Raw genomic sequence first — 26,447 nt, forward strand, 5'->3', positions numbered from 1 at the left:
ACTCTTTCGTGTCCGACTTCCTCGGTGCCTTTCCGGTTCCCGCTCCGGCCTTTCGGCTTTCGCGTTTCCCTTTCCGGCGGTTCCGACTTTATCAGGTCTCATTCGACTCTCTGACCACGGCCACCGCAGACATGCGGAACCAGACTCAGGGATAAGATCTGACGTGAAGGATGTCGCCGAGCCAAGACGCTTGGCTGCGTCCCACGGCCTCAGGCAGAGTTCGACTCTACATCGACTCCAGGGCAGGCGCAAATCGTTTGTGCTGCGCCCCTACGTCCGTCAACCGGGATCTCTCGTGCGGAACCGGGACTTCTTATGACTTACCCTTCTGAGCAGCGCGTCGTCCAGGACAGGTAGCGACGGCGGCTACGAATCTCCACCCCCTGGGAGGCTTGCCATGACCAGCGTTTCGTCCCCGCTTGCCGGACGCGCCATTGGGCTCTCTGCAGTACCGGATCCCGTCTTCTCGGGTGCCATGGTGGGCCCTGGCACGGCCATTGATCCCGTGCGCGAGGCCTCCGAGGCCGTCTCTCCCGTGGACGGCATCATCGTCTCCCTCCATCCCCACGCCTTCGTGGTGGTCGACGCTGAGGGCCACGGCGTTCTGACGCACCTCGGCATCGACACCGTTCAGCTCAACGGCGAGGGCTTCGAGCTCCTCGTCAACAAGGGCGACACCGTGCAGCGCGGCCAGTCCGTGGTGCGCTGGAACCCGGCCGCCGTCGAGGCCGCCGGCAAGTCCCCCGTGTGCCCGGTCGTGGCGCTCGAGGCCACGGCCGAGTCCCTCTCCGAGCTGGTCGAGGACGGCGATGTGAAGGCCGGCGACGCTCTCTTCGGCTGGAAGTGACGGCATCGCCGTCGCTGACGGCAGGTAGGACAACCAACGCGGCGGCTGGTGCCGCCGCACTATCGGAGACGGGTGAGATGGAGACAACGCTGCGAGGCGTCGGTGTGAGCCACGGTGTGGCGATCGGCGAGGTTCGGCACATGGGGACGGCGGTTCTCGAGCCGCCGGCCAAGCAGATTCCCGCGGAGGAGGCGGAGCGCGAACAGGGGCGCGCTCGCCAGGCCGTGGAAGCTGTGGCGGCCGACCTGAACGCCCGGGGCCATCTGGCCGGTGGCGAGGCGCAGGCGGTGCTCGAGGCGCAGGCCATGATCGCTCAGGACCCGGAGCTCATGTCCGACGTCGACCGGCGCATCACCGTCGGCAGCACGGCCGAGCGCGCCGTCTACGACGCGTTCTCCCACTACCGCGAACTGCTGGCCGGTGCCGGCGAGTACATGGCCGGTCGTGTGGCGGACCTCGACGACGTGCGGAATCGCATCGTCGCGCGTCTGCTGGGCGTGCCGATGCCGGGCGTTCCGGACAGCGACGAGCCGTACGTACTGATCGCGCGGGACCTGGCGCCCGCGGACACCGCTCTGCTCGACCCGGCTCTGGTGCTCGGCTTCGTCACGGAAGAGGGCGGGCCCACCAGCCACAGCGCGATCCTCGCGCGTGCGCTCGGAGTGCCGGCCATCGTCGCGCTGCCGGGTGCCGGGGAGCTCGTCGAGGGCACGGTCGTCGCTGTCGACGGCAGCACCGGTGAGATCTTCGTGAACCCGAGCATGGAGAAGCGGGAGCGGCTTCAGGCCGCCGCTGCGGAGCGCAAGGCGACGCTGGCCGCGTCGACCGGGCCGGGTGCGACGTCCGACGGGCACAAGGTTCCGCTCCTTGCCAACGTCGGCGGTCCCGCCGATGTGCCTGCCGCCGTCGAGGCGGGGGCCGAGGGTGTCGGTCTCTTCCGTACCGAGTTCCTCTTCCTGGACGACAGCACCAAGGCGCCGTCCGAGGAGAAGCAGGTCGAGGCGTACCGCAAGGTGCTGGAGGCGTTCCCCGAGGGCCGTGTCGTCGTGCGTGTGCTGGATGCCGGCGCCGACAAGCCGCTGGACTTCCTGACGCCGACCGACGAGCCGAACCCTGCGCTGGGCGTGCGGGGTCTGCGGGCGCTGCTCGACCACCCGGAGGTGCTGCGCACGCAGCTGACCGCGCTGGCCAAGGCCGCCGAGGGGCTGCCGGTGTACCTCGAGGTCATGGCTCCCATGGTCGCGGACCGGACCGACGCCAAGGCCTTCGCCGACGCCTGCCGTGAGGCCGGGCTGCAGGCGAAGTTCGGCGCGATGGTCGAGATCCCGTCGGCGGCGCTGCGGGCGCGCTCGATCCTTCAGGAGGTCGAGTTCCTTTCGCTGGGCACCAACGACCTCGCGCAGTACGCCTTCGCGGCCGACCGGCAGGTGGGCGCTGTGTCCCGGCTGCAGGACCCGTGGCAGCCCGCGCTGCTCGACCTGGTCTCGCTGTCCGCGGAAGCGGCGAGGGCCGAGGGCAAGAGCTGTGGCGTGTGCGGTGAGGCCGCGTCCGACCCGCTGCTCGCCTGTGTGCTGACCGGTCTGGGTGTCACCTCTCTGTCGATGGGCGCGGCGTCCATTCCTTACGTGCGTGCGACGCTCGGCAAGTACACGCTGGCCCAGTGCGAGCGTGCCGCGTTGGCGGCCCGTGCCGCCGACACCGCCGAGGAGGCCCGGAAGGCCGCGCAGGCGGTGCTGTCCGGCGAGTAGCCGTACCGGCTCGTTGTTCCGAGGGGCGTCCCACCGTTTCGGTGGGACGCCCTTTGGCGTTCAGTGCGTGTGTCCCCTGTCCGGCTCGTCTCCTTCGAGGTCGGGTGCCGCGCAGTAGTCGACGCCTGACTCGGGGGCGACGAGCTCGCCGGTGATGGCGTCGGTGCAGTACGCGTCGAAGACCTCGGCCGCGGTGAGGGGCTGGAGCCGTCCGCCGTTCATGCGCCAGCCCTGGACGCGGTCGCGTGTGCCGTCGGCGATGGAGCGGAGCACCATGCCGGCCGCGCGGTGGGTGGCGATGCCGACCGCGAGGACCGTGGCGAACTCCAGGGCCTCGGTCTCGTCGAGTCGGGCGCTGCCGTCGGCGTCGATTTCTACGTGCAGGACGGCGAGGAGGGTCTCGGGTTCGGAGGGCACGCTGCACACCAGGTGCCGGATGCCGGGGCCCGAGGTGTCGAGGGCTCGGGTGATCAGTTCCGAGGCGCGGGCGAACGCGGCTCGTCCGATGTCCTCGCCGCAGGTGGCGCAGGTGCCGCTGCGGGCGAGCACCATCGTCGCGTACTCCCAGGTGGCCTGGCGGACCGCCTCGTCGACGAGGTCGGGGAGGAGGTCGGTGAGGGGCTGGCCCTCGTAGGGCACGGTGGGGCCGCCCGATGCCAGTTCGGCGGTGAAGCGGGTGCGGCTGCCGGGGGTGTCGGGGTCCAGGCCGGTGTCCGCGCAGTACTCCTCGTACTCCTCGGGGTCGAAGAGGGTGATGGTGGTGTGCCTGCCCTGGGAGGCGAGGGTTTTCAGCAGGGCTTCGACCTGCTGGAGGTAGGTCTCGTGGTCGTCGAAGGTGAAGGTGCGGTAGCGACGCATCGCCGCGAAGTCCTCCTCGTCGGCCAGCAGGCCGATGGTTCCGGCGACTTCGCGGCGCAGAGCGCGTCGCATGGTGTCGGTTCGGGTGTGCGCCATGATTTCCCCCTGCGCTCAGTCGGTCAATGCTCACTCAGGGTAATCGGAGGCACTGACAACGGGTGCTGAGCTGCGGGGAGAGCAGTCACGTGCGCTTGCGGGCGAGGTCCTCGTAGAAGTGGAGGAGGTCGGGGTTGTCGACCGATCCGGGGTTGACCGCCTTGTTCAGGGGGGTGCCTTGGAGGAGGCGCTTGACGGGGACCTCGATGCGCTTGCCGGTGAGGGTGTGCGGGATGCCGGGGACTTCGACGACCTCGTCGGGGACGTGGCGCGGGGAGAGCTGCTCGCGGATGGTCCGCTTGATGCGGTCGCGCAGGGCGTCGTCGAGGGCCGCGCCGGGGGCGAGGTGGACGAAGAGGGGCATCCAGTAGCCGCCGTCGGGCTGTTCGACGCCGATGACGAGGGATTCCCGGATCTCGGGGAGGCGCTCGACGGCTTCGTAGATGTCGGCGGAGCCCATGCGGACGCCTTGGCGGTTGAGCGTGGAGTCGGAGCGGCCGTGGATGATCACCGAGCCGCGTGAGGTGAGGGTGATCCAGTCGCCGTGGCGCCACACGCCGGGGTAGGTGTCGAAGTAGCTGTCGTGGTAGCGGGTGCCGTCCGGGTCGTTCCAGAAGTGGATGGGCATGGAGGGCATGGGGTTGGTGACGACCAGCTCGCCGACCTCGTCGGTCAGTGGCTTGCCCTGGGGGTCCCAGGACTGGAGGTCGGTGCCCAGGCAGGGCGCCTGGAGTTCGCCGATGTGGACGGGGAGGGTGGGGACGGCTCCCGCGAAGCAGGAGCAGACGTCCGTGCCGCCGCTGACCGATGCCGTCCACAGGCCGCCGGGGGTGTCCGCGAACTCGTCGTGCAGCCAGCGGAAGCCGTCGGGGGGCAGCGGGGAGCCGGTCGTCGCGACGCACTTGACGCGGGAGAGGTCGAAGTCGCGGGCCGGGTGGACGTCCGCCTTGCGGCAGGCCATGACGTACGCGGCGGAGGTGCCGTAGAGGGTGGCTCCGGTGCGTTCGGCGATGCGCCACTGGGCGCCGGTGTCGGGGTAGCCGGGGCTGCCGTCGTACAGGACGATCGTGGTGCCCGTCAGGAGGCCGGAGACGAGGAAGTTCCACATCATCCAGCCGGTGGAGGTGTACCAGAAGAAGCGGTCGTCGGGTCCGAGGTCGCAGTGCAGGCCGAGCTGCTTGAGGTGTTCGACGAGGATGCCGCCCTGGGACTGGACGATCGCCTTGGGCAGGCCGGTGGTGCCGGAGGAGTACAGGACCCACAGGGGGTGGTCGAAGGGCACCGCTTCGAAGACGGGTGCCACGTCGGCCGACGTGAGGGCCGACCACTCCAGGGCGCCCTCGGGGGCGTCGGTGCCGAGCAGCGGGATGTGCACGACCGCGCGGAGGCTGGGCAGTTCGGAGCGGAGTTCGGCGACGGTGTCGCGGCGGTCGTGCTCCTTACCGCCGTAGCGGTAGCCGTCGACGGTGAACAGGACGACGGGCTCGACCTGCTGGAAGCGGTCCAGGACGCTGCGGGCGCCGAAGTCGGGGGCGCAGGAGGTCCAGACGGCTCCGACGGCGGCGGCGGCCAGAAAGGCGACGACGGCTTGCGGGATGTTCGGCAGGTAGCCGCTGACGCGGTCTCCGGGGCGTACGCCGAGGGCGTGCAGTTCCGCGGTCAGGGAGCCGACTTGGCGGCGCAGCTCGGCCCAGGTGACGGGTTGCGGGTCGTGGTTCTCGTCGACATGGAGGAGGGCGGGGGTGTCCGCGCGCGCGGGGTCCTCGGCGGTGCGCAGCGCGTGTTCGGCGTAGTTGAGGGTCGAGCCGGGAAACCACTGGGCGCCAGGCATGGAGCGCTCGCCCAGCACACGCGCGTAGGGAGTCGAGAAGCGGACGTCGAACCAGTCGGTGACGGCCTTCCAGAAGGTCTCAAGGTCGGTCACCGACCAGTGGTGCAGCGCTTCGTAGCCCCCGTCGGCCGGGGCGCCGTAGCGCTCGGCGGCCCAGGCCTGGAACCGGGTGACCTGCGCTGCGGCGATCCTCTCCGGGCTCGGCTGCCAGAGCGGCGCGGGGTTCGCTGAGGACGTCATGGGGCGGCTCCCGGGCTGTACGCGTCGTATGCGTGTGGAGTGCGCACGTGCTGGGTGTGCGCGTGAACACGGCTGAAAGGGACGATGCCATGTGATCGACTCCCGCACCAGGGTGTTCCGCACACAGTCAGCGGGTCGCTCATGTGTCGTCGCCCCAGGTGAACGGCAGTTGAACGACACACACGCGCGGCGTTTTCGGTGGCAGGGTGAGCAGTATGAACGGTCGTGACCTGGTGCGTTCGGTGAAGGCGGTCGGGATGGTCGGCACGGCGCAGGGGTTGCGCACGGTGCGCTCCTCGTGGCGCAGGTGGCGGGCGGACGTGACGGGGCTGGCTCCTCGGCGTGCCGAGCGTGCGCGCGTGCCCGGCCCTGTGACGCGGGTGGAGCCGGGGCCCGGTGGTGGTGTGGTGCGGTTCGCCCGGTCCGAGCTGCGGGTGCGGGTGACGGCCGGTGGGGCGGTCTTCTGGGGGTGGGACGGTGCGGAGCCGGAGCCTTCGTACGCGCTGCGGTGCGGGAGCCCGGAGCCGGATCCGCGGGCGGTCCTGGAGCCCGACAAGGAGGGCGGCTGGCGGGTGGTGTCGGAGCGCGTGACGGTGGTGGTGTCGCGTCAGGGCTCCGTCGAACTGCGCACGCCCGGTGGCGTGATGCTGCGGCGTGATCTGCCGCCGCGTTGGTGGGAGCCGGCCGAGGGGGGCGCGGCTCGCTGGGTGCAGCGGTCGGAGGTGTCGGCGGACGCGCGCTTCTTTGGACTCGGTGGGCGGTCCTGCGGGCCCCGGTTGCGGAACGGGACGTACCGGTTGTGGAACACCGATCCGGGCGGTTCTTTCGGGCCCGGGGACGATCCGCTGTACATCACCATGCCGGTGCAGGTGGTGGTGGCCGACGCCGGTACGCATCTGGTCTTCCACGACAACACGTGGGAGGGCGACGTGTCGGTGCGTGAGGGCGAGGAGGGGGCGGGGTCGGGTCACGACCGGGCGGGCTCGTGCGAGGTGCGGATGGACGGTGGGCCGCTGCGGTGCTGGGCGATGGTCGGCACTCCCGCGCGCGTGCTGCACACCTGGGCGTCGCTCACGGGTCCGCCGGCGCTGCCGCCTTCGTGGGCGCTGGGTCACCATCACGCGCGGTGGGGGTTCGGCAGTGAGGAGGAGGTGCGGCGGATCGTCGCGGGCTATCAGGAGCACGGGCTGCCGCTGGACGCCGTCCATCTCGACATCGACCACTACGAAGCGCACCAGGTGTTCACGGTCGACAAGGAGCGCTTCCCGAAGCTGCCGCAGTTCGCGGACGAGTTGCGCAGGGCGGGAATCCGGCTCGTCTCGATCGTCGATCCGGCGGTGAAGGCCGGGCCGGGCGTCGAGCTGTACGACAGGGGGGTGGCTGCCGATGCTTTTGTGCGGGACGCGGCGGGGCGGCCGGTGCGTGGTGTCGTATGGCCCGGGGAGGCGGTGTATCCGGACTTCACCGACCCACGCGCGCGGGAGTGGTGGGGCCGTCTGTACGAGGAGCGGCTCGACCAGGGGTTCGCGGGGTTCTGGCACGACATGAACGAGCCGGTGTCGTTCGCGGCGTTCGGTGAGGCGACGCTGCCCCGTTCGGCGCGGCACTCCCTGGAGGGGCGTGGTGGCGATCACCGGGAGGCCCACAACGTGTACGGCCTGATGATGGCCCGCGCGGGCTACGAAGGGCTGCGGGCGCTGCTTCCTGAGGAGCGGCCCTTCTTGTTCTCGCGTTCTGGATGGGCGGGGATGCAGCGTTACGGAGGGACGTGGTCCGGCGATGTGTCCACGGGCTGGCCAGGGCTGCGGGCATCGCTGTCGCTGGTGTTGGGGCTCGGGCTGTGCGGTGTGCCGTATTCGGGGCCCGATGTGGGCGGGTTCGACGGCAGCCCCTCTCCGGAGCTGTATCTGCGGTGGTTCCAACTCGGGGCGTATCTGCCGCTGTTCCGTACGCATGCGGCGATCGGGGCCGGGCGGCGTGAGCCCTGGGAGTTCGGTGCGGAGGTGCTGGGGCACGCGCGCGTGGCGCTCGTCGAACGCAGGCGGTTGCTGCCGTACTTCGTCACGCTCGCCCAGTTGGCTCGGCGCACGGGTGCGCCTTATGTGCGGCCCCTGTGGTGGGGCTGTCCCGAGGACAGGGCGCTGCGCGACTGCGAGGACGCGTTTCTGCTCGGGGACGCTCTGCTGGTGGCGCCGGTCCTGGGGAGCGGCGCGCGGGCGCGGGCGGTGCGGCTGCCGCCGGGACGCTGGTACGACACGGCGACCGGGAAGGCGTACGAAGGGCCCGGGCAGGTGCTCGTGGACGCGCCTCTGTCGCGGATCCCGGTGCTTGCGCGCGCGGGCGCGGTGCTGCCGGTGCGGGGGCGCGACGGTGGCCTTGAGCTGGAGGCGTGGGCGCCGACCGAGGGGCGTACGGGCGGGGGCCTCGTGATCGCCGACGCCGGTGATGGATGGGAGGAGGCGGAGGTCGAGAGGTTCACGACGCGGTGGAGCGGGGGGCGTGTGGTCGTGGAGAGGACCGGTGGCGAAGGTGGGCGCGCGCCGGGACGGCCGGTGCGGGTGCGGGGGGTCGCCGGGTGAGGCGTGCTTCCCTGTTCCTCCGCTGCCCTGTCCCGCTGCTGCGCGGCGGATCTCTCCCAGCCACACGCCCCGAACCCCGGACCCCGCATCGAGACTCCGTAGGTCAGATGTACCGGCCCTCGAACCACGCGCGTGCCGCCAGTGTGTGGAGCGGGAAGGCGAGTTCGTCGGGGCGGCGCAGTACGTCCCAGCCCTCGGTCTCGTCCGTCGGCACGGAGGCCGGCAGGTCGGCGGCCGGGCGTTCGGGGAGGAGGCCGAAAAGCAGGAGGTACCCGTCGGGGTCGCTCGCGGCGTCGATCAGGCGGACGTCGCGGCTCTGGGCGCTGATGCCGGTCTCCTCCTTGAGCTCGCGCACGACCGCGTGCCGCCAGTCCTCCCTGTCATCGACGAAACCGCCGGGCAGGGCGATACCTCCGAGGGCGGGAGCGATGGTGCGGGTCACGACGACCAGGCCGGTGCCCTGTGTGTCGTACACGGGCTGGAGGGCCACCGCCACGGGGAGCGGGTTGCGGTAGGCCACGGCTCCGCAGGCGGCGCAGGTGCGGGGCCAGCCGGAGGGCAGGTCTTCGTAGGACGCTCCGCAGCTCGAACAGTGGGAGCCGGGAGCGGAGTTGGCGAGGTGCGGGGATGCGGACACGCCGCGGACTGTATCCGATCGCCGCGGCGCCGGTCTTCCCTGGTCGGCGGTGCTGCTGATAGACGCAGGGGCATGACAGCATTTGCCCCCGTTCTGCGGAACCTCGCCGTCACCGCCGCCGCTCTGCTGGCCGTGGTGGCCGTCCCCTCCCCCGCGCAAGCGAAGCCGGAGCCGAAGGCTCCGGAGGAGTTCGTGGCACTGCGTGACGTCGACCCGACGATCATCCAGGAGATGCGGTACGTGACGCCGCACAACTTCGTGGGCGAACCCATCGACGGCTACAAGAAGCCGATGTGCATCCTCACCGAGCCCGCGGCGAAGGCGCTGCACAAAGCGCAGCGGTCGCTTCTGCGCAAGGGCTACTCCCTGAAGGTGTACGACTGCTACCGGCCACAGCGGGCCGTGGACCACTTCGTGCGGTGGGCCGAGGATCTGGGCGACGAGCGCATGAAGGCGGAGTTCTATCCCCGTGTCGACAAGTCGCGGTTGTTCGCCGACGGTTACATCGCGGAGAAGTCCGGGCACAGCCGGGGGTCGACGGTGGATCTGACTGTGGTGAGGCTTCCGGCGGTGCCGACCCGGTCGTACGTCCCGGGGGAGCCGCTCACGCCGTGCTACGGGCCTCGGAGCGAGCGGTTCCCGGACAACTCCGTCGACATGGGGACGGGGTTCGACTGCTTCGACACGCTGTCGCACACGGATGATCCCCGCATCTCGGGCAAGCAACGGGCCCATCGCGAGCTCCTGAGGGACGCGCTGGTCAAGACGGGCTTCGTCAATCTCCCTGAGGAGTGGTGGCACTTCACCTACAAGCCCGAGCTCTTTCCCGACACCTACTTCGACTTCCCGGTGTCGCGCAGGTCGCTGACGGGGCGCTGAAAGGCGGCGCGTCACGTACAGGAGGGCGACCGGAACCACCCCCGTCGGCCCCGGTCGCCCTCTCCGATACTCGGACGCGAAAGCGGGCTGTCCGGTTCTCTCCGGCGCCGCCCTCCGCTGTCCTCGGACTCCGTAGTCTCCGGCCTCCGCTCCCCCTGACGAAATCCGGTTGCCCGTGGCACACTTCTGACAGGTCGTCAGATATCGTCGGATACGCAGCGTCGCCCTGGAGGAGCCATGTCGCGTACGCGCACACCCGTAGTGGCCGACTGGTTCGCCGGAGACGGTGAGAGCTTCCGTCTGCTGGGGACGCGCTGCTCGGCGTGCACCTGCGTCTTCTTCCCGCGCGAGGACCGCTTCTGCCGCAATCCCGGATGCGCGGGCGGGGAACTCATCGAGGTGCCGCTGTCACGCCGCGGGCGCGTCTGGTCGTACACCGACGGGCGTTATCGCCCACCCGCGCCCTATGTCTCGGACCCGGAACTTCCCTGGCAGCCCTACACGTTGATCGCTGTGGAGCTGGCGGCGGAGCGCATGGTGGTGCTCGGGCAGGCGGCTCCCGGCGTCTCGGTCACCGACCTGGAGGTCGGCATGGAGGTGGAGGTCGTCCCCGGTGTGCTCAACGAGGACGGCGGGACGACATGGACGACATGGCACTGGCGGCCCCTGGGGGTGAGCGCATGACCGGCGAGGTGGCGGTGCTCGGCGCGGGCATGCATCCCTGGGGCAAGTGGGGGCGCGGCTTCGTCGAGTACGGAGTGGTGGCGGCGCGCGCGGCCCTCGCGGACGCCGGGGTCGACTGGCGGGACGTGGGCTCGATCGTCGGCGCGGACACCGTCCGGGGCGGCTATCCGGGGTATGTCGCCGGGGCCACGTTCGCCAAGGCGCTCGGCTGGCAGGGGGCGCGGGTCGCGAGTGTGTACGCGGCGTGCGCGTCCGGCGCCCAGGCCATCGCCGCCGCGCGTACGCAGATCCTCGCGGGCATGGCCGACGTGGTCCTGGTGGTCGGCGCCGACGCTGCCCCCAAGGGGTTCTTCCGGCCCGCCGGCGGTGACCGGCCCGACGACCCCGACTGGCTGCGGTTCCGGGTGCTCGGAGCGACCAATCCCGCGTACTTCGGGCTCTACGCGCGCCGCCGGATGGCCGTGCACGGCGACACACTGGAGGACTTCGCCCAGGTCAAGGTGAAGAACGCGGCGGCGGGCGCCCTCAACGCGAACGCCCGCTACCGCAAGGCCGTCACGGCCGAGGAGGTCGCCGCATCGGCCGTCGTCGCCGATCCGCTGCGGCTGCTCGACATCTGCGCCACCTCGGACGGGGCGGCGGCCCTGGTGCTCTCCAGCATGGAGTTCGCGCGACGCCACGGCACGCCGGGCCCGGTGCGCATCCGCGCGGTGTCCACGGTGACGCCGACGTATCCGACCACGGTGCTTGACCTGCCGGACATCGCCACGGACTCCGCGGCGGCCGTGGACCCCGCCGACAGGACGTTCCGTGCGTCCATCGCGCGAGCGGCGTACGAAGAAGCGGGCATAGGCCCCGATGACGTGTCCCTGGCCGAGGTGTACGACCTGTCCACCGCTCTGGAACTGCAGTGGTACGAGGACCTCGGACTCTGCGCCGAGGGGGACGGTGTCAAGCTGCTGCGCGACGGGGTGACGTCCGCGGGCGGGCGCATACCCGTGAACACCAGCGGGGGGCTCGCTTCCTTCGGAGAGGCCGTTCCGGCCCAGGCGATCGCTCAAGTATGCGAGATAACGTGGCAGTTGAGAGGGGCGGCCGGGGCACGGCAGGTGGCGGGCGCGCGCGTGGGCATCACAGCGAACCAGGGTCTTTTCGGCCACGGTTCCTCGGTCGTCGCGGTGCGTTGATCCACTCCGGGGGGCGCCCCGGAGGAAGGCGTCACACCGGTTAACCGTTGCCGTCCGCGACCTTGACGCTCCATCACCACCGGTGAACACTTCCGGGTGTCAGTCGGCGTCGCCGCACCTCGGCTCCACGCGCGCCCAGAGCCTCTGTGCGCGCGAAGGGTCCACACGAAGGGCCTGCTCAACAGGTCATCCCCCAGGGGCGATGCGACTGCCACGGCACGCTCGTCATGGACGCCGGGCGGGGCGCGGGAGACTCCCTGCCTCCGGCTGCGGCAGCCGGTCGTATCCAGGCAGTAGTCGTGGGAAACGCACCCTGCACGGAGTACCGGGGCGGACCGCCCCGGGCGAGGGCCTAGGAGCCGCCATGTACTCGAATGGGGACATCTTCGTCGGTGAGGTCATCGGCACCGCGATTCTGATACTGCTCGGCGCCGGCGTGTGCGCCGCCGTCACGCTCAGCCACTCGAAGGCGAAGGCCTCCGGATGGGTCGTCATCGCCTTCGGATGGGGCTTCGGCGTGCTCGCGGGCGCCTACACCGCCGGGCCGCTCTCCGGCGGCCATCTCAATCCGGCCGTCACGCTCGGCATCGCCATCGACACCGGGAAGTGGGACAAGGCCTGGATCTATGTGCTCGGGCAGATGGTCGGCGCGATGCTCGGCGCCGTCCTCGCGTATCTCGTGTATCTCGCGCAGTTCAACGCCAATGTGACGCGGGGCGTGAAGGACAAGGTGACCAGCGCGCACGAACCGACGCCGACGCTCGGCATCTTCTCCACCATCCCGGAGATCCGGAACCCGGTCGCGAACGTCATCACCGAGGTCATCGCAACCATCGCGCTGGTACTGCCGATCCTCGCCTTCGGGCTCACCGAGGGGCTCGGCGAGTCCGGCACGCAGACGCTGATTGTGGCGTTCCTCGTCGTCGGCATCGGCCTCTCCCTCGGCGGCCCCACGGGTTACGCCATCAACCCGGCGCGCGACCTCGGTCCGCGCATCGTGCACGCCTTCCTGCCGATCCCCAACAAGGGCACGTCCGACTGGAGCTACGCCTGGGTTCCGGTGGCCGGACCGCTGATCGGCGGAGCCCTCGCGGGCCTCATCTACAACGCAGCCTTCTGAGTCTTCTCATCAAGGGGTAGCCATGCCGGACAGCTCCGAGAAATTCGTCGCCGCCATCGACCAGGGCACCACCTCCAGCCGCTGCATCATCTTCGACCAGGACGGCGCGATCGTCGCCGTGGACCAGCGCGAGCACCGCCAGATCTTCCCCAAGCCCGGCTGGGTGGAGCACGACGCCACCGAGATCTGGTCGAAGGTGCAGGCGGTGGTGGCGGGGGCGATCGCCAAGGCCGGACTCCGCGCCGACCAGGTGAGCGCGCTCGGCATCACCAACCAGCGCGAGACGACGGTCCTGTGGGACCGCGCCACGGGCAAGCCCGTGCACAACGCGATCGTGTGGCAGGACACCCGCACCTCGGGGCTCTGCAACGAACTGGGCGGCGCGGACGGCCAGGACCGCTTCCGCGAGCAGACGGGGCTGCCCCTCGCGAGCTACTTCTCCGGGCCCAAGGCGGCCTGGCTGCTCGACAACGTGCCGGGGCTGAGGGCGCGCGCCGAGCGGGGCGAGATCGCCTTCGGAACCATCGACTCCTGGCTGATCTGGAACCTCACGGGCGGCATCGACGGCGGCAAGCACGTCACCGACGTCACCAACGCGGGCCGCACCATGCTGATGAACCTCCAGACGCTCCAGTGGGACCAGTCGATCCTGTCGGCGATGAACGTCCCCGAGGCGGTCCTGCCGGAGATCAGGTCGTCGTCCGAGGTCTACGGCACGGCCGTGGGGCAGCTCTCCGGAGTGCCCGTCGCCTCGGCGCTCGGCGACCAGCAGGCGGCCGTCTTCGGGCAGGCCTGCTACGACACGGGTTCGGCGAAGAACACGTACGGCACGGGCAGCTTCCTGCTGCTCAACACCGGCAACAGGCCCGTTCCCTCGAAGAACGGGCTGCTCACGACCATGGGCTACAAGATCGGCTCCGAGGCGCCCGTGTACTGCCTGGAGGGGTCCATCGCGATCACCGGCGCCCTGGTGCAGTGGTTCCGCGACCAGCTCGGCATCATCCGCAGCGCGGACGAGATCGAGACCCTCGCGGCGAGCGTGGACGACAACGGCGGCGCGTACATCGTGCCCGCGTTCTCCGGCCTGTACGCGCCGTACTGGCGCTCGGACGCGCGTGGTGTCGTCACGGGGCTCACCCGGTACGTCACCAAGGCCCACCTCGCGCGCGCGGTCCTGGAGGCCACCAGCTGGCAGACCCGTGAGGTCGTCGACGCCATGTACCAGGACTCGGGGGTGCGGATCACCACCCTCAAGGTGGACGGCGGCATGACCAAGAACAATCTGCTGATGCAGCACCAGGCGGATGTCCTCGGGGTGCCGGTGATTCGCCCCAAGGTCTCCGAGACGACGTGCCTGGGCGCCGCGTACGCGGCCGGGCTCGCGACCGGCGTGTGGAACGACCTCGACGAGCTGAAGGCGCACTGGCAGCAGGACGTCGAGTGGTCGCCGCGGATGGACGCGGCCACGCGCGACAAGGAGTCCCGCAACTGGCACAAGGCGGTGGAGCGGAGCTTCGGCTGGCTGGAGGACGGCGAGGGCTGAGCCGAGCAGAGCTGCGGCCCGTACCCCGGTCGGCGGGGGTACGGGCCGTGGGCGGCCACGAGTCCTTCCGGTTACGTGGTCGCGGGCTCCCTGGCCGCCGCGGCCGCCGCCATCGCGTGTTCGACGACGCCGATGAGGACCTCCTTGACGGACTCGCGGTCGCGCGCGTCGCAGAGCACGATGGGCACCGTGTCGTCGAGGTCGAGCGCCTGGCGGACGGCCTCGGCGGGGTAACGGGAGGCGCCCTCGAAGCAGTTGACGCCCACGACGAAGGGTATGGAGCGCCGCTCGAAGTAGTCGACGGCGGCGAAGCAGTCCTCCAGGCGGCGGGTGTCGGCGAGGACCACGGCGCCGAGCGCCCCCGTCGCCAGCTCGTCCCAGAGGAACCAGAAGCGGTCCTGGCCCGGGGTGCCGAAGAGGTACAGGACGAGGTCGTCGCGCAGGGTGATGCGGCCGAAGTCCATGGCCACGGTGGTGGTGTGCTTGCCCGCGACACCGCGCGTGTCGTCGATGGGCCGGCCGGCCTCACTGAGGGTCTCCTCCGTACGCAGCGGCTTGATCTCGCTGACCGCGCCGACGAGGGTCGTCTTGCCGACGCCGAAGCCTCCGGCCACCAGGATCTTCAGCGTGACCGGCTCGACGGGGGCCTTGCCGCGCTCAGAACGCCTGAAGATCATCGCTCACTTCTCCTGGATCGGTACCTGCATCAGTGGTGTCGCGCGGGGCCGGTCCGTATCCGCCGCCGCCGGGGGTTTCGATCACGAGTACGTCGCCGGGGCCCAGGTCGGCCGAGTCGCTGCCGCCGAGCTCCAGGACGGTGCCGTCCGCGCGCTCCACGCGGCCCGCGCCGAGCGCGCCGGGGGCACCGCCCGCCATGCCGTACGGCGCGACCCTGCGGTGCTGGGCCAGGGTGGACACCGTCATCGGCTCGCGGAAGCGGATGCGGCGCACTCCCCCGTCACCGCCGCGCCACCTCCCGCCGCCGCCACTGCCCCGCCGCACGGCGAACTCCTCCAGGACGACGGGCAGCCGCCACTCCAGGACTTCAGGGTCGGTGAGACGCGAGTTGGTCATGTGGGTCTGCACGACGGACGCCCCGTGGAAGCCTTCGCCCGCCCCGGACCCGGAGGCCACCGTCTCGTAGTACTGGTGGCGGGCGTTGCCGAAGGTGACGTTGTTCATCGTCCCCGAGCCCTCGGCCTGCACACCGAGCGCGGCGTAGAGCGCTCCGGTGATCGCCTGTGAGGTCTCCACGTTCCCCGCGACGACGGCGGCCGGCGGCTCGGGTGCGAGCAGGGAGCCGGGTGGCACGATGATGCGCAGGGGGCGCAGACAGCCGTCGTTGAGCGGGATGTCGTCGTCGACGAGGGTACGGAAGACGTAGAGGACCGCCGCGTTGACGACCGCGTAGGGCGCGTTGAAGTTCGTGGCGAGCTGAGGGGACGTACCGGTGAAGTCGACGGTCGCGGAGCGTTCCTCGCGGTCCACGGAGACGCGGACGTGGATGGTGGCACCCGAGTCGGTTTGATAACCGAACTCGCCGTCTTCCAGGACGTCGATGACACGGCGCACGGATTCCTCGGCGTTGTCCTGGACGTGCTTCATGTACGCCTGGACGACGTCGAGTCCGAAGTTGTCGATCATCCGGGCGACTTCGTCGACGCCCTTCTGGTTGGCGGCGATCTGGGCGCGCAGGTCGGCGAGGTTGGTGTCCGGGTTGCGGGAGGGGTGGGGGGCGTCGGTGAGCAGGCGCCGGGTCTCGGCCTCGCGGAAACGGCCCTCTTCCACAAGAAGCCAGTTGTCGAAGAGGATGCCTTCTTCGTCGATGGTGCGGCTGTTCGCGGGCATGGAGCCGGGGGCGATGCCTCCGATCTCGGCGTGGTGGCCGCGCGAGGCGACGTAGAAGAGGATGCGCTCGCGCGCGGTGCCGTGCTCCCCCGGTCTGTCGAAGACCGGCGTGATGACGGTGACGTCGGGCAGGTGCGTGCCGCCGTGGTACGGGTCGTTGACGGCATAGGTGTCACCCGGCCGCATACTGTCGCCGCGGCGCTGGATGACCTCCTTGACGCTGGTTCCCATGGAGCCCAGGTGGACGGGGATGTGCGGGGCGTTGGCGACGAGGTTGCCGTCGGGGTCGAAGAGCGCGCAGGAGAAGTCGAGCCGCTCCTTGATGTTCACCGACTGGGCCGTGGACTCCAGGCGGGCACCCATCTGTTCGGCGATGGACATGAAGAGGTTGTTGAAGACTTCGAGGAGGACGGGGTCCGCGGTGGTGCTCGCGGTGGAACTCCCCGGCTCGGCGACGCGTTCCATGAGCAGGTGTCCGGTCTCCGCCATGACCGCCTGCCAGCCGTCGTCCACGACCGTCGTGGCGCCGGCCTCGGTGATGATCGCCGGCCCGGTGACGGTCTCACCGGGGGGCAGCTCCTCACGGCGGTGCAGGGGTACGTCGTGCCAGGCGCCGCCGGTGTGCAGGCGGACGTGCCGAGGCGCGCGCCGGGGGGCGCCCGCTGCCCCCTTCCCCGTGAGGGCGGAGAGGTCCGGCGGTTCGGTGACGCCGGTGGCCTCCACGGAGAGGGCCTCCACGACGACGGGGCGGTCCAGGGTGAAGGAGTAGGTGGCGCGGTGGCGGTCTTCGAAGGCGCGGGTCATGCTGTCCGGCTCCGCGAGTTCCAGGGTCAGGGTGGTGTCGGTGCCGTCGTAGCGCAGTTGGGCGCGGCGCGTGACGCGGATGCGGTCGGCGGGCACGTCCTCGGCGAGCAGTTCGGCACGGGCGGCGCTCTCCAGGTCGTCGGCGACCTGGTGGACGTGCGGCATCGACGACGGCTCCAGGGGCGCCTCCACGGACTGCTCGCGCATCGCCGTGGTGTCGGCGAGGCCGATGCCGAGGGCGGAGAGCACACCGGCCATGGGCGGCACGAGCACGGTGCGGATGCCGAGCGAGTCGGCGACCATGCACGCGTGCTGCCCGCCCGCGCCGCCGAACGTGGTGAGGGCGTAGCGCGTGACGTCGTGGCCCTTCTGGACCGAGATGCGCTTGACGGCGCCCGCGATGTTGGCGACCGCGATCCGCAGATAGCCCTCGGCGACCTGCTCGGGCGTGCGGTCGTCGCCCGTCGCCTCGTGGATCTCACGGGCCAGAGCGGCGAAGCGGTCGCGTACGAGCATGTCGTCGAGGGGCTGGTCGCCGTCCGGGCCGAACACCTGGGGGAAGTGGGCGGGTTGGACGCGGCCGAGGGCGACGTTGGCGTCGGTGACGGTGAGCGGGCCGCCGCCCCGGTAGCTCGCGGGGCCGGGGTCGGCGCCCGCCGAGTCGGGCCCCACGCGGTAGCGGCTGCCGTCGAAGTGCAGGACGGAGCCGCCGCCCGCGGCGACGGTGTGGATGTCGAGCATCGGGGCGCGCAGCCGGACCCCGGCGATCCGCGTGGTGAAGACCCGCTCGTACTCTCCGGCGTAGTGCGACACGTCCGTCGACGTACCGCCCATGTCGAAGCCGATGACGCGGTCGAAGCCCGCGAGCCGCGACATGCGGGCCATGCCCACGATGCCGCCGGCCGGTCCGGACAGGATCGCGTCCTTGCCGCGGAACTGGCCCGCTTCGGTGAGGCCGCCGTTCGACTGCATGAACATGAGCCTTATGCCGTGGAGTTCGTCGGCGACCTGCTGGACGTAGCGGCGAAGGACCGGCGAGAGATACGAGTCGACGACCGCGGTGTCTCCGCGCGGGACGAGTTTCATGAGAGGGCTGACCTCGCTGGAGAGCGAGACCTGCGGGAAACCGGTGCGGGCGGCGAGGTCACCGATGGCCCGTTCGTGGGCGGGGTGGAGATGGCTGTGCATGCAGACGACGGCCAGGGAGCGGATTCCGTCGTCGTACGCCTCCTGCAACGGCCCGGTCAGGCCGTCCAGGTCGGGTGCGCGCAGGACCTCGCCGTCGGCGGTGACACGCTCGTCGACCTCGATGACCCGGTCGTAGAGGAGTTCGGGCAGGACGATCTCGCGGGCGAAGATCCGCGGCCGGTTCTGGTAGGCGATGCGCAGGGCGTCGCGGAAGCCGCGGGTGATGACGAGGGCGGTGGGCTCGCCCTTGCGCTCCAGGAGGGCGTTGGTGGCGACGGTGGTGCCCATGCGGACGGCGTCGACGGTCGCGTCGCCGGCGCCGTCCGCGTGGTCGAGCAGCTCCCGGATGCCCGCGACCGCAGCGTCGCGGTAGCGGGCGGGGTTGTCCGACAGGAGTTTGTGCGTGAGCAGGCGGCCGTCGGGCCGACGCGCGACGATATCGGTGAAGGTGCCGCCCCTGTCGACCCAGAACTGCCAGCCAGTCACGTTCTCACTCCCGCTTCCGCGCTGTTCAGAGCGCCCGGAGGCCGCTGATCACGTCGCGCAGAATACTCTCGTCCGGCAGTTCGGCAGGGGGAACGGGCCGGGTGACGTGCACCAGCTCGTCGTCCACCAGGTCTCCGATGAGGACGCGGATCACGCCGATGGGCAGGTCGAGCTCGGCCGCCAGTTCGGCGACGGACTGCGGCGTGTCACGGCAGAGCTCGACGATGTCGACGTGCTCCGGGGACAGCGTCTGATCCGCCTCCGGGTCGCCGGCGGCCCGTGTCCCGGCCATGACGAGCGCGATCAGGTCGAGGCGGTGCTGGGCGGGGCTCGTGGTGCGGCCGCGTGTCATGGCGTACGGGCGCACCACAGGGCCGGCGTCGTCGTCGAACCAGCGGGGCGTCTCCGGTGGGCCCGGCGCGCCGGTTCTTCCGGGTGTTCCCCGCCGTGCCTTCGTCCTCTGCGTCCCTCGGCCGTCGTCGCTCATGCCCTCCCACTACCCTCCCGCGGGCAGGTCCGTGCGCGGCGCCGTACCAAGATGCACACCCACCCTCTTGACCAGCAGCGTCATTTCGTACGCCACCAGGCCGACGTCGGAGTCCGCCTCCGCGAGGACGGCGAGGCAGCTGCCGTCGCCCGCGGCCGTGACGAAGAGGAACGCGTCGTCGAGCTCGACCACGGTCTGGCGGACCCTGCCCGCCTCGAAGTGGCGGCCCACGCCCTTGGCCAGGCTGTGGAACCCGGAGGCGACGGCGGCGAGGTGCTCGCTGTCCTCCCTGGTCAGGTTCTTGGACATGCCGGTGGGCAGTCCGTCGCCGGAGAGCACGAGCGCCTTGCGGATGCTGGAGACGCGCTGCACCAGGTCGTCGAGGAGCCAGTTCAGCTCACCCGGCCCCCCGGTCGTGGTGGTGCGCGCGTCGGCCTTCGGTGCGGTCATCGACCGTTCCCCTCAGATGTCGTTCCTGGTGCTGTGCCGTCCGTGGCGTCGTCGCCGGCGGCATTCTCGTCGCGGCCGCGCTGCCAGCCCCGCTGGAGCGAGGCCATGCGGCTGCGTACCTCTTCCGCGTCGCGCTCCTCCGGCCGGGTCTCGGCGCGCTCGGAGCGGCGGTCGGGGCCGTCCTTCAACTGCGGGGCGAGGCTGGCCTGCCGGACGCGGCGGGGCAGTCCACCCAGGGCGGTCGTGGTGGTGCGGTCCTGCGTGCCGCGGCCCGGGGCGGCGCCGCCCTGCGGGCCGGTGCGGCGGCTGCGGCGGGGCAGTTCCGGGGAGGCGTCGGCGGCGGTGACGTCCTGGTGCGGCGGTGACAGGTCGGGCCAGCCGGACCGCTGCCGGGGCAGCGGGGCCTCCGGGATCTCGTCCTCGGCTGCCGGGGCCAGGGGCCTGCCGTTCTCCTGCGGCCTGGCGTGCGTCACGGGGCGGCCGTGCGAGCTGACCAGCTTCGGAGTCCTGCGGCGCGGCAGCGGCACGGGGTCGCCGGAGTGGGAGTCCTCGGGGAGGTCGTCGTCGGCGCCGGCCTGCGGGACGTCGTGGCGGCTGGGCTCGGCGCGGCCCGCCTCCCGGACGTCGCGGGCCTGTTGGTGCTGCCCGCCGGGTGTGCCGGCGACCCGGCGGCGCGGGCGGAAGAGGCCGCCGCGCTCGCTGTCGTCGTCGCCGAGCGCGCCGGGGAAGGGGGCGAGGTCCGCCAGGCCGACGGGTGCCTCCAGCTCGACGGGTCCGTCGAGCACGGAGGCGGGCAGGCCGGGCAGCTGCACGGGCACCTGGGCCAGGGCCGCCGCGCGGTCCGCCGCCTTGTCGGTGCGCGTCGCCCGTTCCTTGGCCTGGGGCCGGTCGAGGCGGAAGCCGACGCCGCCGGTGTCGGGGACGTCGTCGGTGAGCAGGGCCTCGGGGATGAAGACGACGGCGGTCGTACCGCCGTACGGGGAGGGTTGCAGGGAGACGCGGACCCGCTGGCGCTGCGCGAGCCTGCTGACGACGAAGAGGCCGAGCCGGTCGGTGTCGGACAGCTCGAACTCGGGGGTCTCCGCGAGGCGGAGGTTGGCGTCGAGGAGCGCGTCGGCTGCCATGCCGAGCCCCCGGTCGTGGATCTCCAGGGTGAAGCCGTTGGCGACGTGCTCGCCCAGGACCTGCACGGCGGTGTGCGGGGGCGAGAACACCGTGGCGTTCTCCAGGAGTTCCGCCATCAGGTGCGTGAGGTCGGCGACGGCGGGGCCGGTGACCGCGATGCGAGGCAGTCGGCGCACCTCGATGCGTTCGTAGTCCTCGACCTCGGCGACAGCGGCGCGCACGACGTCCATGAGCTGGACGGGCTTGCGCCACTGGCGTGACGGCGCGGCCCCGGAGAGGATCACGAGGCCCTCGGCGTGGCGCCGCATGCGGGTGGTGAGGTGGTCGAGGCGGAAGAGGTCGGCCAGCTCGTCGGTGTCCTCGGTCCTGCGCTCCATGGTGTCCAGGAGCGTGAGCTGCTTGTGCAGCAGGACCTGGCTGCGGCGGGCGAGGTTGACGAAGACCTCGGAGACGCCGCGGCGCAGGTCGGCCTGTTTGACGGTGGCCTCGACCGCGGCGCGCTGCAGGGTGTTGAGGGCCTGGCCGACCTGCCCGATCTCGTCCTTGTCGTACGTCAGTCTGGGCGCCTCGGTCTCCACGTCGACCTGTTCGCCCGCCGCCAGTCGGCGCAGCACGCCCGGCAGCCGGACACCGGAGGCCTCGTGGGCCTCCAGTCGCAGCCGGCGCAGGTCACGGATGAGGCTGCGTCCGATGCGTACGGACATGAAGAGCGAGACCAGTAGGGCGACCAGGCCAAGGACACCGGCCAGGATGACGCGCACGATCACGCCGACGGCGGCGGGTTCGACGCGCTCCCTGAAGCGGTCGCTCGCTTCGACGTCGCGCTCGCCGAGCTGCTTGAGGACGCGGCCCGCGGTCTTGTCCCAGTGTGCGGACTTCACCACGCTCGGGGTGCCGGGCGCGGACTCGATGACGTCCTTCTCGGCCTTGCGCAGCTGCGTGGTCTCGGCGCCGTTCCAGTAGCGCTCGTAGCGGCCGCGGTCGTCCTCGGGAAGCGGCGCGAGGTTCACCTCGTACAGGAGGGTGCGCTGCGCCCTGAGCTCGGCGACCTGTCGGATCTCATCCTTGGTGACGCGCCGGGCGACGAGCGCCGAACCGAGCAACGCGTCCTCGCGGGAGAGCAGTTCCCGCGCGCGTGTGGCACCGACCAGTGCGCGGCCCTGCTGGTCGAGGCTCACTTCGTCGAGGTCGGCGAAGCCGTTGAGAGTGGTGAGCAGGCCGAAGCAGGGGTCGATCAGCTTGGAGTACATCTTCAGGGCGCCGGCCCGGGTGATCGTGCCCTCTTCGACGGCGCGGCGCAGGGACTCGATGCCGTCGAAGGATTCGAGGAGCGAGGTGAGTCGCTTGCGCGAGTTCCCGTCGACACTGTCGCGGACGCCCGAGTCCCTCGCGTTCGTACGGACCTTGGTGATCATGTCGTCGGTCGCCTCGCGGCTGCGGCGCAGGGCTGCCAGGGCGTCGGACGCGCGCGGGTCGGCGAGGTAGACGAGGGTCTGGCGGCGTTCCTGCTGGACCACGCGGACCGTGTCCTCGATCGGGTAACCGATCTTCTCGACGACGTTGGCCGTGTCGAGCAGTCTGCTCGCCTCGCGGCCGGTGATGACGGTGGCGAAACCCCAGATCGCTGTCAGGGAAACCAGCGGCACGAGCAGCAGTGCCACGATCTTCCGGCGGATGGACTTCCCGCGAAAGCGCATGGCCTCCCCCAGATCGGCCCCCTGCGGCCGTTGTATGGGCCAGGGGCACACATGTGCGTCAACAAACGGCGCGAGCCTACTACTGACCCACGAGCAACTCGAAGACGCATCCGAACGCTTTTCGGCCGTGACGTGAAAGAGACGTCCTCAGTTGTCCCTCCATTACGGGAGATTGCGTCCCAGCCTGTGGTGCATGCCGCCCGGGCTCACCTGCCTTATCAGGTGGGCCAGTTGGCCGGAATTCTTCGCTTCGTGGAAGCGGGACGGGAATCTTTCCGATCTCTCGTTCGTCGGTCAGGGAGAGGCGGCGAGAGGCTCTTGGCCAGAGGGCGCGCCGCGGGGCAGGCGGCAGGGCAGGCGGCATAAAGCGCAGTAAACCGGGCAGCCACAGGTGAGTTGGGCCAGAGGGTGTCCCCGGAGGGTGTTCGTGAACGGCCGCGAAGCAGCGGGGGGAGTGACGAAATGATGGGCACGGCAGAACGCCACAGGGCGTCAGAGCGTGGCGAAGCCGCACCGGCCACGGCGGCGCGGAGTGCCGCGCCGCGGGGGGACGAGCTTCCGGCGCACCGGCCCGCACTGTGGGTCGAGGAGCCCGCCCGCAGAAGGCGGCTGCCCGATCCGGTGCGGACGGCAGCCGTGCGGGCCGTGATCATAGTCGCGGTCACCCTGGTGCAGGCGATGGTCGCCTTCCTCGCCGCGCTGGCGGGGTCCTGGCTCTCCTTCCCCATGGTGCTGAGCAGCGTGGCCAGCACGGTCGTGGCCACGTGGGGCGTCCTGGACGTGTGGGTGACCCGCCAGGTGTGGAACCAGCGGCACGGGGTGGTGTCGATGCCGAGCAGCACGGCGCGCCAGCTGCGTCGCGAGCGGCGCCGGTCCCGCCGCCAGGCTCGGGTCGCGGCGCGGGGGAAGGGCCGTGTGGGGGAGGATCGAATACGGAGGGGACGCGGAGGGGCGGGGCAGTTGTCGCACTCTTGAGGGGCGCGGTCGCCACGGTTCCGTGTGCGGCGGGCGCAGTCGCCTCGCTTCTGTGTGCGGCGGGCGCAGTCGCCACGATCCTGTATGCGGCGGGCGCAGTCGCCACGATCCTGTGTGCGGCGGGCGCAGTCGCCACGATCCTGTGTGCGGCAGCAGCTGTCACCACGATTCTGTGTGCGGCGGCTGTCATGCTTCCGGCGGGCCGGACCGTCGACCGAGGTCAGACCCGCGTGGGTTGCCTCCCGGCGCCTTCCGCGGACTCCCCCGCCCGTTCCTGAGCCGCCGCGGCGGCCACGAGTTCCTTGCGTACCTTCATGAACGGCCGGGCGCGGTCGAGTGCGAGCGCCGCCGTCCTGCGGCCCTCGCGCTCGTAGACGGCGAGGAAACCGCCCTCGCACAGGGCGTCCGAGGTATCCGGGGTGTCCATAGCGTCCAGAGCGTCCGGGGAGCCCTCGACGATGCGTACGGTGTCGCCGTCGCGTCGGCGCCCGGCGAACTGGAGGCGGGAGCCGTACTGGTCCGACCAGAAGTACGGCAGTGGGCGCACGCTCTCGACCGTGCGGCCGGCGAGCAGGTTCCGCACCGCCACGCGGGGCTGTTCGGTGGCGCTCGTCCAGTGTTCGGCGCGGATGCCGCCGGCGCGGGCTACATCGCCCACCGCGACGATCTGGGGCAGTGCGGTGACACAGCCGTCGTCGCACAGCACGCCGTCGTCCAGGGCGAGGGGCGAGCCCGCCAGCCAGCCGGTGTTGGGCGCTGCCCCTATGCCGACGACGACCACGTCCGCGGGCAGCAGACGGCCGTCCGACAGCTCTACGGCGGTGACAGCGCCTCCGCCGGGGATGCTCGGCTCGTCGTAGATGTTCGAGTCGCCGTGGATGCTCGGCTCACCGTGGATGCTCGGCTCACCGTGGATGCTCGGCTCGCCCTGACAATTCGGCGCGCCAACGATGTTCGGCGCATCGGCGATGTGCGGCGTGCCGTGGCCATGCGGCGCACCAGCGATGTGCGGCATGCCGTCGCCATGCGGCGCGCCGCCCCGCAGTGCGGCCACCCCGACCCCCGTCAGCAGCCGCGCCCCGCCGCGTGCGTGCAGCCGCGCGCACGTGGCCGCCATCTCGACCCCGAGCTGCGCGGCGAGCGGCAGTGGGGCGGCCTCGACGACCGTGACGTCATGGCCGAGCGCCACGCAGGAGGATGCGGTCTCGGCGCCGATGAAGCCGCCGCCGACCACGACCACGCGCCGCGGGCCACGGACCAGTTCCGCCCGCAGTGCGCGGGCGTCGTCCAGGGTGCGCAGGGTGTGGACGCCCGTGAGAGCGGGGCCCGCGAGGCGCCGCGCGGATGCCCCCGTGGCGATGACCACGCCGTCGCTCGCCAGCGTCCGGCCGTCCTCCAGGACGACCGTGCGGCCGCGAGCGTCGAGGGCGCACGCGCGGGTCCCGAGGATCCACTCGGCGGCGAGCTCCGCCGTCTCCTCGCCGTCGGACAGGGCGAGTTGGCCCTCGTCGCCGCCGGTGAGGAACGCCTTGGACAGGGGCGGCCGGTCGTACGGTTGGTGCGGCTCGGCACCGATGACGACCAAGCGCCCGTCGAACCCCTGGGCGCGCAGTTCCCGCGCCGCGTACAGACCGGCGAGCGAGGCGCCGACCACGGTCACGGTCCTCATGCCGCCTCCGCCGGAGCCCTTCATGCGGCGGATCCTTCCTCGGCGGTGGCCAGACGCACGTGGACCATGCCGTCCTGGACGTATACCTGGTGGGTACGGACGGGCCTGCGCGCGGGCAGGCAGGTGGGGCGCCCGGTGCGGAGATCGAATGAGGCGGCGTGGAGCGGGCATTCGACCACACAGCCCTCCAGCCACCCCTCCGACAGGGAAGCGTCCTGGTGGCTGCACGTGTCGTCGATGGCGAAGAGCTCACCGTCGGCGTTGAACACCGCGACGGGCGGCGTGGTGTCGAGGCGGACGGACTCGCCCGCGGGGAGGTCTTCGAGGCGGCATACGGGAATCATGGGCCCCCCTCTGGTGTCGTTCGGCCCGGTCCTCGCCCCTTCTGGGACCAGGACCCTTCGGTAACATGACGTTTCACATGGCGCACGAGGGAGCGCTATACGCAACAGAATCCGGTCGGGACGCCCGTCGCGTCAAGGGCTTCCCGAAGACGCGGCTTCCATGAGCCGCCAGGTGGTGAGAGTCGAGTTATGACCGGCACGCGGAAACAGGCTGATCAGATCAGGGAGCCGAGCAAGGAAGCGATCGGGGAACCTCGGGGCGAGCCCCGGGAGAAGCAGCCGAAGACAGCCGTCGGGTCCGTCCAGTCGGTGGACCGCGCGGTGAGCGTCCTGGAGATCCTCGCTCGGCACGGAGAGGCCGGAGTGACCGAGATCGCCGATGAGTTGGGCGTCCACAAGTCGACGGCGTTCCGGCTCCTCGGGGTGCTCGAGAACCGCGGTCTGGTCGGCCAGGCCAAGGATCGCGGGAAGTACTTCCTGGGTGCGGGCGTACTCCGCCTCGCGGGGGCGGCGGCAGTGCGCATGGACATCTCCCAGGAGGGCGGCCCGGTCTGCCGCGAACTGGCGGACGAGCTGGGCGAGACCGTCAACATCGCGGTCCTGGACGACGACGCCGCGGTCAACATCATGCAGGCGCGCGGCCCGGCCTCGGTGACCGCGCAGAACTGGCTCGGCCGGCGCACCCCGCTGCACGCCACGTCCAGCGGCAAGGTGCTCCTCGCGCATCTGCCGACGACGCTGCGCGAGGGCTTGATAGCGCGCACGCTGCCCCGCCTGACCGAGCACACGGTGACCGGCACGGTGGCGCTCCGCGGTGAGCTGGAGGCCGTCGTGGGGCAGGGCTTCGCCGTCGCCGTCGAGGAGCTGGAGGTGGGCCTCGCCGCCGTCGCCGCGCCGGTGCGGGCGCACGACGGCAAGGTGATCGGGGCGCTCAGCGCGTCGGGGCCGGTGTACCGGCTGACCGAGGACCGCCTGACGGAGCTGGCCAAGCGCACGGTGGTGGCGTCCGTGGAGCTGTCCCGACGCATGGGGTACGGGTTCTGACAGGGCTCGCGGCCTGAACGGCCTGAACAGGGCTCTATGGAGGAGCACGCGCGCGTGGGCGGGACCGGAACGTGGTCCCGC

General features: G+C 71.2%; 20 protein-coding genes. 10 read left to right on the plus strand and 10 right to left on the minus strand.

Features of this window, described 5'->3' with window-relative positions; all coding sequences use genetic code 11:
• Nucleotides 1-397: 397 nt before the first annotated feature.
• Nucleotides 398-847, plus strand: coding sequence for a PTS sugar transporter subunit IIA (locus ACWDVB_RS37330; protein WP_451518619.1), 450 nt, complete (start codon nt 398-400; stop codon nt 845-847).
• A gap of 77 nt (nt 848-924) precedes the next feature.
• Nucleotides 925-2,595, plus strand: coding sequence for a phosphoenolpyruvate--protein phosphotransferase (gene ptsP, locus ACWDVB_RS37335; protein WP_451518618.1), 1,671 nt, complete (start codon nt 925-927; stop codon nt 2,593-2,595).
• A gap of 60 nt (nt 2,596-2,655) precedes the next feature.
• Here the strand turns inward: ptsP and ACWDVB_RS37340 are convergent, their stop codons facing one another.
• Both ACWDVB_RS37340 and ACWDVB_RS37345 read right to left on the minus strand, forming a co-directional pair.
• Nucleotides 2,656-3,549, minus strand: coding sequence for a hypothetical protein (locus tag ACWDVB_RS37340; RefSeq protein WP_451518617.1), 894 nt, complete (start codon nt 3,547-3,549; stop codon nt 2,656-2,658).
• Nucleotides 3,550-3,634: 85 nt separating this feature from the next.
• The gene (locus ACWDVB_RS37345; protein ID WP_451518616.1) at nt 3,635-5,620 is read right to left on the minus strand and encodes an acetoacetate--CoA ligase; all 1,986 of its coding nucleotides are present in this window, start codon (nt 5,618-5,620) and stop codon (nt 3,635-3,637) included.
• Nucleotides 5,621-5,835: 215 nt separating this feature from the next.
• Between ACWDVB_RS37345 and ACWDVB_RS37350 the strand changes: the two genes are divergently transcribed.
• Nucleotides 5,836-8,199, plus strand: a complete 2,364-nt coding sequence (locus tag ACWDVB_RS37350) for a glycoside hydrolase family 31 protein (RefSeq protein ID WP_451518615.1) — start codon at nt 5,836-5,838, stop codon at nt 8,197-8,199.
• Between the two features lie 103 nt (nt 8,200-8,302).
• Here ACWDVB_RS37350 and ACWDVB_RS37355 read toward each other — a convergent pair whose 3' ends face one another.
• Entirely contained in the window at nt 8,303-8,836 is a 534-nt protein-coding gene (locus ACWDVB_RS37355) for an NUDIX domain-containing protein (RefSeq protein ID WP_451518614.1), read from the minus strand.
• Nucleotides 8,837-8,908: 72 nt separating this feature from the next.
• Between ACWDVB_RS37355 and ACWDVB_RS37360 the strand changes: the two genes are divergently transcribed.
• The 5 genes from ACWDVB_RS37360 (at nt 8,909) to glpK (ending at nt 14,249) form a co-directional block, all read left to right on the plus strand.
• Nucleotides 8,909-9,715: a M15 family metallopeptidase gene (locus ACWDVB_RS37360; RefSeq protein ID WP_451518613.1), complete on the plus strand. Its 807-nt coding sequence runs from the start codon at nt 8,909-8,911 to the stop codon at nt 9,713-9,715.
• A gap of 237 nt (nt 9,716-9,952) precedes the next feature.
• On the plus strand, nt 9,953-10,399 hold the full coding sequence (locus tag ACWDVB_RS37365; RefSeq protein ID WP_451518612.1) for a Zn-ribbon domain-containing OB-fold protein: 447 nt from the start codon (nt 9,953-9,955) through the stop codon (nt 10,397-10,399).
• Nucleotides 10,396-11,586, plus strand: a complete 1,191-nt coding sequence (locus tag ACWDVB_RS37370; RefSeq protein ID WP_451518621.1) for a lipid-transfer protein — start codon at nt 10,396-10,398, stop codon at nt 11,584-11,586. Before ACWDVB_RS37365 ends, ACWDVB_RS37370 begins: the two co-directional genes overlap by 4 nt.
• A gap of 364 nt (nt 11,587-11,950) precedes the next feature.
• Entirely contained in the window at nt 11,951-12,706 is a 756-nt protein-coding gene (locus ACWDVB_RS37375; protein WP_451518611.1) for an MIP/aquaporin family protein, read from the plus strand.
• A 22-nt stretch (nt 12,707-12,728) separates the two neighbouring features.
• Nucleotides 12,729-14,249: a glycerol kinase GlpK gene (gene glpK, locus ACWDVB_RS37380; RefSeq protein WP_451518610.1), complete on the plus strand. Its 1,521-nt coding sequence runs from the start codon at nt 12,729-12,731 to the stop codon at nt 14,247-14,249.
• A 71-nt stretch (nt 14,250-14,320) separates the two neighbouring features.
• Here glpK and ACWDVB_RS37385 read toward each other — a convergent pair whose 3' ends face one another.
• From ACWDVB_RS37385 to ACWDVB_RS37405, 5 genes are read right to left on the minus strand one after another with little or no spacing between them, the layout of a single operon-like run.
• Nucleotides 14,321-14,926, minus strand: coding sequence for a GTP-binding protein (locus tag ACWDVB_RS37385; RefSeq protein WP_451518609.1), 606 nt, complete (start codon nt 14,924-14,926; stop codon nt 14,321-14,323).
• Nucleotides 14,907-18,575, minus strand: a complete 3,669-nt coding sequence (locus tag ACWDVB_RS37390; RefSeq protein ID WP_451518608.1) for a hydantoinase B/oxoprolinase family protein — start codon at nt 18,573-18,575, stop codon at nt 14,907-14,909. The genes ACWDVB_RS37385 and ACWDVB_RS37390 overlap by 20 nt, the downstream gene beginning before the upstream one ends.
• A 25-nt stretch (nt 18,576-18,600) precedes the next feature.
• Nucleotides 18,601-19,062, minus strand: a complete 462-nt coding sequence (locus ACWDVB_RS37395) for a DUF742 domain-containing protein (RefSeq protein ID WP_451518607.1) — start codon at nt 19,060-19,062, stop codon at nt 18,601-18,603.
• A gap of 9 nt (nt 19,063-19,071) precedes the next feature.
• Nucleotides 19,072-19,512 carry a roadblock/LC7 domain-containing protein gene (locus ACWDVB_RS37400; RefSeq protein ID WP_451518606.1) on the minus strand — a complete coding sequence of 147 codons (441 nt, stop codon included), beginning with the start codon at nt 19,510-19,512 and terminating at the stop codon, nt 19,072-19,074.
• Nucleotides 19,509-22,334, minus strand: coding sequence for a nitrate- and nitrite sensing domain-containing protein (locus ACWDVB_RS37405; protein WP_451518605.1), 2,826 nt, complete (start codon nt 22,332-22,334; stop codon nt 19,509-19,511). The genes ACWDVB_RS37400 and ACWDVB_RS37405 overlap by 4 nt, the downstream gene beginning before the upstream one ends.
• Nucleotides 22,335-22,799: 465 nt before the next feature.
• Here ACWDVB_RS37405 and ACWDVB_RS37410 point away from each other — a divergent pair, with 465 nt between their 5' ends.
• On the plus strand, nt 22,800-23,309 hold the full coding sequence (locus tag ACWDVB_RS37410) for a hypothetical protein (RefSeq protein WP_451518620.1): 510 nt from the start codon (nt 22,800-22,802) through the stop codon (nt 23,307-23,309).
• A gap of 220 nt (nt 23,310-23,529) precedes the next feature.
• On the opposite strand, the gene ACWDVB_RS37415 is transcribed toward ACWDVB_RS37410, so the two are convergent.
• Together ACWDVB_RS37415 and ACWDVB_RS37420 are read right to left on the minus strand one after the other, a co-directional pair.
• Nucleotides 23,530-24,978, minus strand: coding sequence for an NAD(P)/FAD-dependent oxidoreductase (locus tag ACWDVB_RS37415; RefSeq protein WP_451518604.1), 1,449 nt, complete (start codon nt 24,976-24,978; stop codon nt 23,530-23,532).
• Between the two features lie 20 nt (nt 24,979-24,998).
• Nucleotides 24,999-25,322 carry a bifunctional 3-phenylpropionate/cinnamic acid dioxygenase ferredoxin subunit gene (locus tag ACWDVB_RS37420; RefSeq protein WP_451518603.1) on the minus strand — a complete coding sequence of 108 codons (324 nt, stop codon included), beginning with the start codon at nt 25,320-25,322 and terminating at the stop codon, nt 24,999-25,001.
• Nucleotides 25,323-25,511: 189 nt separating this feature from the next.
• On the opposite strand from ACWDVB_RS37420, the gene ACWDVB_RS37425 reads away from it, so the two are divergent.
• A complete protein-coding gene (locus ACWDVB_RS37425) occupies nt 25,512-26,366 on the plus strand; it encodes an IclR family transcriptional regulator (protein WP_451518602.1) in 855 nt (284 codons plus the stop codon).
• The last annotated feature ends 81 nt before the right edge of the window (nt 26,367-26,447 follow it).

It is taken from the genome of Streptomyces sp. NPDC003379, from assembly GCF_053589195.1.